The organism is Variovorax sp. GW821-FHT09D05, assembly GCF_059416325.1.
Window position 1 is genome coordinate 422,343 of the sequence record NZ_JBWKOZ010000008.1, and the last position, 8,709, is coordinate 431,051.

8 protein-coding genes are annotated in these 8,709 nt (G+C 65.7%); 4 read left to right on the top strand and 4 right to left on the bottom strand.

The features are described from left to right. Nucleotides 1-42: 42 nt before the first annotated feature. Genes AC07O3_RS23520 through AC07O3_RS23535 form a run of 4 tightly spaced genes read right to left on the bottom strand, consistent with a single transcriptional unit; the run spans nucleotide 43 to nucleotide 4,364 of the window. A complete protein-coding gene (locus tag AC07O3_RS23520; protein ID WP_093056762.1) occupies nucleotides 43-1,227 on the bottom strand; it encodes an acetyl-CoA C-acyltransferase in 1,185 nt (394 codons plus the stop codon). A gap of 46 nt (nucleotides 1,228-1,273) precedes the next feature. Beyond that, nucleotides 1,274-3,094, bottom strand: coding sequence for a bifunctional isocitrate dehydrogenase kinase/phosphatase (gene aceK, locus AC07O3_RS23525; protein ID WP_093078329.1), 1,821 nt, complete (start codon nucleotides 3,092-3,094; stop codon nucleotides 1,274-1,276). 33 nt (nucleotides 3,095-3,127) lie between these two features. Continuing rightward, nucleotides 3,128-3,916 (bottom strand): carbonate dehydratase, encoded by a 789-nt coding sequence (gene can, locus AC07O3_RS23530; RefSeq protein ID WP_495340458.1) that lies wholly within the window; start codon nucleotides 3,914-3,916, stop codon nucleotides 3,128-3,130. Between the two features lie 28 nt (nucleotides 3,917-3,944). Continuing rightward, on the bottom strand, nucleotides 3,945-4,364 hold the full coding sequence (locus AC07O3_RS23535; RefSeq protein ID WP_435462387.1) for a MerR family transcriptional regulator: 420 nt from the start codon (nucleotides 4,362-4,364) through the stop codon (nucleotides 3,945-3,947). A 106-nt stretch (nucleotides 4,365-4,470) separates the two neighbouring features. On the opposite strand from AC07O3_RS23535, the gene AC07O3_RS23540 reads away from it, so the two are divergent. The 4 genes from AC07O3_RS23540 to AC07O3_RS23555 all read left to right on the top strand — a co-directional run bounded on the left by AC07O3_RS23540 (nucleotide 4,471) and on the right by AC07O3_RS23555 (nucleotide 8,623). After that, on the top strand, nucleotides 4,471-5,535 hold the full coding sequence (locus tag AC07O3_RS23540) for an MBL fold metallo-hydrolase (RefSeq protein WP_495340459.1): 1,065 nt from the start codon (nucleotides 4,471-4,473) through the stop codon (nucleotides 5,533-5,535). A gap of 10 nt (nucleotides 5,536-5,545) precedes the next feature. Then, entirely contained in the window at nucleotides 5,546-6,856 is a 1,311-nt protein-coding gene (locus tag AC07O3_RS23545) for a leucine-rich repeat-containing protein kinase family protein (RefSeq protein ID WP_495340460.1), read from the top strand. Next, nucleotides 6,853-7,773 carry a pseudouridine synthase gene (locus tag AC07O3_RS23550; RefSeq protein ID WP_097197885.1) on the top strand — a complete coding sequence of 307 codons (921 nt, stop codon included), beginning with the start codon at nucleotides 6,853-6,855 and terminating at the stop codon, nucleotides 7,771-7,773. Before AC07O3_RS23545 ends, AC07O3_RS23550 begins: the two co-directional genes overlap by 4 nt. 79 nt (nucleotides 7,774-7,852) lie before the next feature. Continuing rightward, a complete protein-coding gene (locus AC07O3_RS23555; RefSeq protein ID WP_093078323.1) occupies nucleotides 7,853-8,623 on the top strand; it encodes an SDR family oxidoreductase in 771 nt (256 codons plus the stop codon). Nucleotides 8,624-8,709: the final 86 nt, after the last annotated feature.

Sequence of the window (8,709 nt, forward strand, 5' to 3'; positions counted from 1 at the left end):
GCCGGCAAACGCCCATCCCTCGGACGCCCCCGGCCATTGTTTCTATAGCAATTCGAGTGCCACCGCGGTGCCTTCGCCCCCACCGATGCAAAGCGTCGCCACGCCGCGCTTCTTGCCGCGCGCCTTCAGCGCATGGATCAGCGTGACCATGATTCGAGCGCCGCTGGCGCCGATCGGGTGGCCCAGCGCGCAGGCGCCGCCGTGCACGTTGACGATCTCGTGCGACACGTCGAGCTCGTGCATCAGTGCCATCGGCACCACGGCGAAGGCTTCGTTCACTTCCCACAGATCGACGTCTTTCACCTTCCAGCCGGTCTTCTGGAACAGCTTGGCGACGGCACCGACGGGCGCGGTCGAGAACCACTCGGGCTGCTGCGCGTGCGTGGCGTGGCCGACGATGCGGGCGATGGGCCTGGCGCCGATCTTCTTCGCGTGCGACTCGGTCATCATGATCAGCGCGGCCGCGCCGTCGTTGATCGACGAGCTCGATGCGGCGGTGATGGTGCCGTTTTCTTTCTTGAACGCGGGCTTCAGCGTGGGGATCTTGTCGAGCTTGACCTTGCCCGGGCCTTCGTCGATCGAAATGACGGTGTCGCCGCCGCGGCCCTTGACCGTGACGGGCACGATCTCGTCCTTGAAGAGGCCGGTGTCGGTGGCCTTCTTGGCGCGCTCGACACTGGCGATGGCAAACGCATCCTGCTGCTCGCGCGTGAACTTGTACTTGGCCGCGCAGTCTTCGCCGAAGGTACCCATCGAGCGGCCCGGCTGGTACGCGTCTTCGAGGCCGTCGAGCATCATGTGGTCGAAGATGCGGTCGTGGCCCATGCGGTAGCCGCCGCGACCCTTGAGCATGAGGTAGGGCGCGTTGGTCATGCTTTCCATGCCGCCGGCCACCATCACGTCGTGCGTGCCGGCCAGCAGCAGGTCGTGCGCGAGCATCGCGGCCTTCATGGCCGATCCGCACATCTTGCTGAGCGTGACGGCGCCGGCGCTGTCGGGCAGGCCGCCCTTGTAGGCCGCCTGGCGCGCCGGGGCCTGGCCCTGGCCTGCCATCAGGCAGTTGCCGAACAGCACTTCGCCCACGCTGTCGGGCGCGATGCCGGCGCGCTCGACGGCGGCCTTGATGGCTGCGCCGCCGAGGTCGTGCGCGGAGAGGGACGAAAAGTCGCCCTGGAAGCCCCCCATGGGGGTGCGGGCGGCGCCGACGATGACGATGGATTCGGACATGGAGGTCTCCTTCAGAAGTGTGAAAGCGGGATCAAGAAGCGATCGGTCAGAAATGCGTCGCGTGCCCTTCGTGCTGGAAGCGCTGCGATTCTTCGTACGGGAACACATCGAGCATCTGCCCGGCCTGGATGCGTTCCTTGTGGTGCTGCCAGAAGGCGGCGTCGAGCAGGTCGGCGTGGTGCGCCATGAAGGCTTCGCGCACGTCCTTGTTGCCCAGCAGGAAGGGCTCGAAGGTTTCGGGGAACACGTCCTTCGGACCCACCGAGTACCAGACCTCGCCGCTCATCTCGTCTTCTTCGTTGCGCGGCGTGGGCACCTTGCGGAACTTGCAGTCGGTGACGTATTCGATTTCGTCGTAGTCGTAGAACACGACCTTGCCGCCGCGCGTGACGCCGAAGTTCTTCCACAGCATGTCGCCGGGGAAGATGTTGGCTGCGACCATGTCCTTGATGGCGTTGCCGTACTCGATCACCGCGTGCTCCAACTGGTCTTTCGCGCGCCTGGCATGCGCCGGGCTCTCGGGGTGGGCCAGCGTGTCGAAGGCTTCCTGCAGGTAGATGTTGAGCGGGATCATCCGCCGCTCGATGTAGACGTGCTTGACCACGACTTCCATTTCCCCGTTGCCGTCGCGGTCGCCGATTTCGAGCTGGCTGGGCGCGAACTTGCGGATTTCCTCGATCAGCTCGGGCTCGAAGCGATCGAGCGGAAAACCCACGTCGCTGTACTCCAGCGTGTCGGCCATGCGGCCCACGCGGTCGTGCTGCTTCACGAGCATGTACTTGCCCTTGATCTGCTCGCGCGTGGTGTCTTTCTGCGGCGGATAGAAGTCCTTGATGACCTTGAACACGAAGGGGAACGACGGCAGGTCGAACACCAGCATCACCATGCCCTTGATGCCGGGCGCGATGCGAAAGCGGTCGCTCGAATAGTTCAGGTGCGAGAGGAAGTCCCGGTAGAACAGCGTCTTGCCCTGCTTGGCAAGGCCGAGCGCGTTGTAGATCTCGGCGCGCGGCTTGCGCGGCATGAGCGAGCGTAAAAACTGCACCCAGGCCGAGGGCACCTCCATGTCGACCATGAAGTACGCGCGCGCAAAGCTGAACAGCATCTGCAGGTCGTCTTCGCCGAACAGCGCCGCGTCGATGTAGAACTTGCCGTGGCTGTCGTGCAGGATCGGCAGCGAGAACGGAATCTCGGTGAAGCCGTTCATGATCTTGCCGACCACGTACGCGCCCTTGTTGCGGAAGAACAGGCCCGACAGCACCTGCAGCTGGAAGTTGGCGCGCAGCTTGACCTGGTGGAAGCGGTTCAGGATGACGTGCGCCACGCGCTCCGCATCGCGCCGCTTGTTGGCAAAGCTGCCGAGCAGAGCGAAGTCGTCGAGCATCTGCTCGAGGGTGTCGGCCAGCGTGTCGGGCTCCGGGTAGTACGGCCGGTAGGTGGGCGCGCCGCGCGGCTCGATGTACTCGGTGCTGATGGCCGGGCGCACGAAGATGAAGTCGTTCTGGAAGTACGCGCGGTGCAGGATCTTCGTGGTCACCGAGTTGAAGAAGCTCTCGGCCAGCTCGGGCTGGTGGTGGTCCACCAGCAGGCCTATGTAGTGCAGCTTGATCTGGTGCCACACGTCCATGGGCTGGTCGCCGGCCTTGAACTCTTTTTCGAGCCGGGCCACGGCCTCGCTCACGCGCAGGTCGTAGAACTCGATGCGCTCGCGCTGCGCCCGCTGCTGGCCGTGCCAGTCAGCGGTTTCGAAACGGTGCTTGGCGCGCGCCGACTCGGCGCGGAACAACCGGTAGTGCCGGTTGAAGCCGTCCATCATCGCCTTCGCGATGTCGTAGGCCAGCGGCGAATCGAGGCGCTGCGGGAACATGGGCGGGCAGGCAGTTGGAGGCGCCCGGGCCGCTCAGGCAGCGGCGGCGTCTGTCGTGCCGTCGGCCTCGGGCTGCGGCGTCATGGCCTGCGCCTCCTGCACCGACTGGTTCACCTGCGTGCCCTGCAGCGTCAGCGACTGGATCACCTCGCCGGGCTTGCTCCACTTGTAGCGGATGCGCTGCACCGCGGCCTTGTACACCGCGTCGAGCGGCTTGGCGCCGTCGACGCTCAGGCCCAGGTCCTGCAGCAGGCCGTCGTGCACGCCGAAGGTCCAGCCGTGGATGCGCACCTTCTGGCCGCGCGCCCAGGCGTCGACCATGACGGTGCTGACGGCCACGTTGACCACCTGTTCGGCCACGTTGAGTTCGCACAGCGCATCGACGCGCGCTTCTTCGGGCAGGCTTTCGAGCATCACGCTGTGGCGGTCGCGCACGTCCTGGATGTGGCGGATCCAGTTGTCTGCCAGGCCGATGCGCTTGCCGCTGAGCGCGGCCTTGACGCCGGCGCAGCCGTAGTGGCCGACCACCATGATGTGCTCGACCTTCAGGTGCTCCACCGCGAACTGGATCGCCGAGAGCGCATTGAGGTCGGAGTGCACCACGATGTTGGCGACGTTGCGGTGCACGAACACTTCGCCCGGCTCCAGGCCGGTGATCTGGTTGGCGGGCACGCGGCTGTCGGAACAGCCGATCCACATGTAGCGTGGCGTCTGCTGCTTCACCAGGCTGGTGAAGAAACCGGGCCGGTCGCGCTCCATCTGGGCGGACCAGGCGCGGTTGTGGGCAAAGAGGTCGTCGAGGTTATCGGTGTTGTCGGACATAGTCGGCTATTGTCGATGAGTCGTGTTTTCAGGCCTTGGCTTCGGCCGGCTTGCGGGTCTTGGTCGCCTTTTGTGCTTTGACAAGGGTGGCGCGTCCCTTTTTTTCATGCTCCCGCACTTCCGCGAGATTGGCCTGCAGCTCGGTCAGCTGCGCCTCGAGCTGGGCCCGGTGGGCGCCCAGCACGCCGAGGAATTTTTCCAGCTGCGGCACGGTGTCGCGCGGGCTGTCGTACATGTCGAGGATGTCTTTTGCCTCCGTCAGGCTCAGGCCGAGGCGCTTGGCGCGCAGCGTGAGCGTGAGCCGGGCGCGGTCGCGCGCGCTATAGATGCGCTGCAGGCCGGCCCGCTCGGGCGTGAGCAGGCCCATGTCCTCGTAGAAGCGGATGGCCCGCGTCGTGAGGTCGAATTCCTTCGCGAGCTGGCTGATGGTGAAGGTTTGCGCAGGCATGGCGGGGGTCTGGAGAAGGGGCGTTACGGGCGCGACAGCAGGTTTGCGCCGCGATCCCTACAATGGTGCCACTACTCCATGACGTTTACGTAAACGTCAATCTTACATGAACCTCCTCGAACGCGAACTCCACTACCCCCTCGGCGACACGCTCCCCGAGCCCGGCGAAGCCCTGGAAGTGGCGCCCGGCGTGCGCTGGATTCGAATGCGGCTGCCCTTTGCGCTCGACCACATCAACCTCTGGCTGCTGCGCGACACCCTCGACGGCGTCGAGGGCTGGACGGTGGTCGACTGCTGCATCGCCCGCGACGAGGCGCGCGCGCAGTGGGAGCAGGTGTTCGAGACGCAGCTGCAGGGCATGCCGATCCTGCGCGTCATCGTCACCCACATGCATCCCGACCACATCGGCCTGGCCGACTGGCTCTGCACGCGCTGGAACGCACCGCTGTGGATCAGCTCGACCGACTACCACGTGGCCCGCGTGCTCAGCACCGCCGGCGACACCCTGGCGGGCGGCGAACCAGCGGCGCGCTTCTTTGCCTCGCACGGCCTGACCGACCCCGAATCCATCGCCAAGATCCGCGCGCGCACCAACTACTACGCGAACATGGTGCCCTCGGTGCCCGAGAGCTTCGTGCGCATGCTCGACGGAGACATCGTCACCATCGGCGGCCACGACTGGCGCTGCATCAGCGGCTACGGCCACGCACCCGAGCACATCGCGCTGTATTGCGACGACCTGAAGCTGCTGCTGGGCGGCGACATGATGCTGCCGCGCATTTCCACCAACGTGAGCGTGCACGCGGGCGAACCCGAGGCGAACTCGCTGCGCCTTTTTCTCGACAGCATCGACAAGTTCAAGACGCTGCCGGCCGACACGCTGGGCCTGCCCTCGCACGGCAAGCCCTTCCGGGGCATCCACCGACGCGTCGACCAGCTGCAGGAGCACCATCGCGACCGGCTGGCAGAGCTGCTCGAAGCCTGCACGGCACGCGCGCTGACGGCAGCCGAAGGCCTGCCGATTCTGTTCAAGCGCGAGCTCGACCTGCACCAGATGACCTTCGCCATGGGCGAAACGGTGGCCCACCTGCACCTGCTGTGGTTCTCCGGCCAGGTGAAGCGCGAACTGGGCAAGGACGGCATCTACCGCTTCGGCGCGAAGGCCGCCTAAACTCCCCCGGATGGACGACATGCTGGCTCAGCTGCGCGCGGGCCGGCTGGCAGGCGCAAAAAGAATCGATCTCTCGTGCGGACTCACCGAGTTTCCGCGCGAGCTTTTCGACCTTGCGGATTCGCTCGAGGTGCTGAACCTGTCGGGCAATGCGCTCGACACGCTGCCCGACGACCTGAACCGCCTGCACAGGCTGCGCGTGCTGTTCTGCTCGGACAACCGCTTCACCACTTTGCCCGAGTCGATCGGCCGGTGCCACGACCTCGACATCGTCGGCTTCAAGGCCAACCAGATCCGCACGGTGCCGGCCGCGGCGTTGCCGGCCTCGTTGCGCTGGCTGATCCTCACCGACAACCAGATCGAAGAGCTGCCCGACTCCCTCGGCGAATGCACGCGGATGCAGAAGCTGATGCTGGCGGGCAACCGCCTGCGCGCGCTGCCGCAGTCGATGACCGCGCTCGAGCAGCTCGAACTGCTGCGCATCTCGTCCAACCGCTTCGAGACACTGCCCGCATGGCTGCCCTCGCTGCCGCGCCTGTCATGGCTCGCCTGCGCGGGCAACCCCTTCGACACGCAGGCCGAAGACGCGGCGATCACCGCGCAGTCGGTGCCGCACATCGACTGGCGCGAACTGGCGCTGGGCAGAAAGCTCGGCGAAGGCGCTTCGGGTGTGATCCTTCAAGCCACGCTCGGCAAAGCACAGCAGGTGGCGGTCAAGCTCTTCAAGGGTGCAGTCACCAGCGACGGCTGGCCGCACAGTGAAATGGCCGCCTGCATTGCGGCCGGCGTGCACCCCACGCTGATCGCTGCGCAGAGCCGCATCGACGGGCACCCCGAAGGCACAGAAGGCCTGGTGATGGGGCTGGTCGATCCGTCATTCGTCACCCTCGCGAGGCCACCGAGCCTTGCTTCATGCACGCGCGACGTCTATGCCGAGGAAGCGCGTTGGACGTCCGGCGTGGCGCTGCGCATCGCACGCGACATCGCCTCGGCCATGCAGCACCTGCATGCGCGAGGGATTCTTCACGGCGACCTCTACGCACACAACATCCTGTGGCACGCACAGCGCGGCGGCCGGCTCGGCGACTTCGGCGCGGCCTGGATGACCGGCGCGCTCGACGCGCCACAGACGCGCGCGTTCCAGGCGCTGGAAATGCGCGCCTTCGGCTGCCTGCTGGAAGAACTGCTCGAACGCTGCACCGACGCGGTGCCCGCATCGGTGACCACGCTGAAAGACCGCTGCCTGCAGCCCGACGCCGCCGCGCGCCCGACCTTCGCCCAAGCGCTGTCGTTACTGCAGCAGGCATCTTCATCGCCATGACCCGGCGCCGACCGCCGCAGCTGCCGCTACCCACGCGCGACGGCGTAGGCCCGAGCTGCGTCGGCCTGTCTTCCGGCCCCTGGCCGACCATTGCCGAATTCCTGATCGAGCGTTTTCCCGCGATCACGCGCCAGGCCTGGCTCGAGCGCATCGAAGCGAACGACGTCATCGACGAGCATGGCATGCCCGTGACCGCCACGCGCCGCTACCAGTCGCCGCTGCGCGTGTACTACTACCGCACGCTCGACGACGAAGCGCGCATCCCATTCGAAGAGCAGATCGTGTTCCAGGACGACGATCTGCTGGTCGTGGACAAGCCCCCCTTCGTGCCCGTCACGCCCACCGGCAAGTACCTGCAGGAAAGCCTGCTGGTGCGCCTCAAGCGCAAGCTGAAGCTCGACGACCTCGTGCCGATGCACCGCATCGATCGCAGCACCTCGGGGCTGGTGCTGTTCTCGGTGCGGCACGCCACGCGCGGCGCGTACCAGGCGATGTTTCCCGAGCGCCGCATCGCCAAGCACTACGAGGCCGTCGTGCCGTGGCGCGAGGGCGTGTCGTCGGTGCCCGAGATTTACCGCAGCCGCCTGGTCGACGACGAACATTTCATGCGCGTGCGAGAAGAGCCCGGCGAGCCCAATTCCGAGACTCGCATCGAGGTACAGGAGGTGCGCGACGGCCATGCGCTGTTGAAGCTCTCGCCGGTGACGGGCCGCAAGCACCAGTTGCGCGTGCACTGCATGGCACTGGGCATGCCGATCGTGAACGACCCGATCTACCCCGTGCTGCTGCCCGAGGGCGCGGACGACTTCGGCAAGCCCTTGCAGCTGCTGGCCCGGTCGCTGGCCTTCCTCGATCCGGTGACCGGCGACCTGCGCAGCTTCACGAGCCCCCGGAGCCTGTCGCTGACACCGAGGTGACGCGCGCGCGGCGCGGCGCGCACTAAGCTCGTTTCCTGAACTTGCATTGCCGATCTTTCATTCAGGAGACACCCGCACCATGGACACCACCCAACTCTTCTCGCTGAAGGGCCGCACGGCGCTGATCACCGGCGGCTCGCGCGGCATCGGCCGCATGATCGCCGAGGGCTTCCTGGCCCAGGGAGCGCGCGTGTACATCTCGGCTCGCAAGGCCGCAGCCTGCGACGAAACGGCGAAGGAGCTGTCGGCCTTTGGGCATTGCGTGTCGCTGCCTGCGGACGTATCGACGCTCGAAGGTGCGCAGGCGCTGGTCGATGCCTATTCGAAGCACGAAGGCTCGCTGGACATCCTCGTGAACAACGCCGGTGCGGCCTGGGGCGCGCCTTATGAAGAGTTTCCCGAGAGTGGATGGGACAAGGTGGTGGACCTGAACCTGAAGACGCCGTTCTTTCTGACCAAGGCGTTGACGCCGATGCTGAAGAAGGCTGCGACGGACCATCTGGCGAAGGTGATCAACATCGCTTCTATCGACGGGATTTCGGTCAATCCGCAGGAGACTTATTCGTATGCGGCGAGCAAGGCTGGGCTGATTCAGTTGACTCGGCGGATGGCGCTTCGGTTGGCGCAGGATCGGATTGTGGTTAGTGCTATTGCGCCTGGTGCGTTTGCTTCTGACATGAACAAGCTGGCGCGGGATCACGGGGATGAGGTGAAGGAGCGGATTCCGGCTGGGCGTATTGGGGTGCCTGAGGATATGGCTGGGGCGGCTATCTACTTGGCCTCGCGTGCGGGGGACTATGTGATGGGGTCTACGTTGGTTGTGGATGGGGGGGTTACGCACGCTCGCTGAGGTTTTTCTTTCCGGGGCCGGGTCTCGGCCCGGCGGCCGACTCACTTTCTTTTGCTTCGCCAAAAGAAAGTAAGCAAAGAAAAGGC

Coding starts and splice junctions, on each gene's coding strand:
- can (WP_495340458.1), bottom strand. CDS start 3,916: ATGTCCGACAACACCGATAACCTCGACGACCTCTTTGCCCACAACCGC.
- AC07O3_RS23520 (WP_093056762.1), bottom strand. CDS start 1,227: ATGTCCGAATCCATCGTCATCGTCGGCGCCGCCCGCACCCCCATGGGG.
- AC07O3_RS23545 (WP_495340460.1), top strand. CDS start 5,546: ATGGACGACATGCTGGCTCAGCTGCGCGCGGGCCGGCTGGCAGGCGCA.
- AC07O3_RS23535 (WP_435462387.1), bottom strand. CDS start 4,364: ATGCCTGCGCAAACCTTCACCATCAGCCAGCTCGCGAAGGAATTCGAC.
- AC07O3_RS23540 (WP_495340459.1), top strand. CDS start 4,471: ATGAACCTCCTCGAACGCGAACTCCACTACCCCCTCGGCGACACGCTC.
- AC07O3_RS23550 (WP_097197885.1), top strand. CDS start 6,853: ATGACCCGGCGCCGACCGCCGCAGCTGCCGCTACCCACGCGCGACGGC.
- AC07O3_RS23555 (WP_093078323.1), top strand. CDS start 7,853: ATGGACACCACCCAACTCTTCTCGCTGAAGGGCCGCACGGCGCTGATC.
- aceK (WP_093078329.1), bottom strand. CDS start 3,094: ATGTTCCCGCAGCGCCTCGATTCGCCGCTGGCCTACGACATCGCGAAG.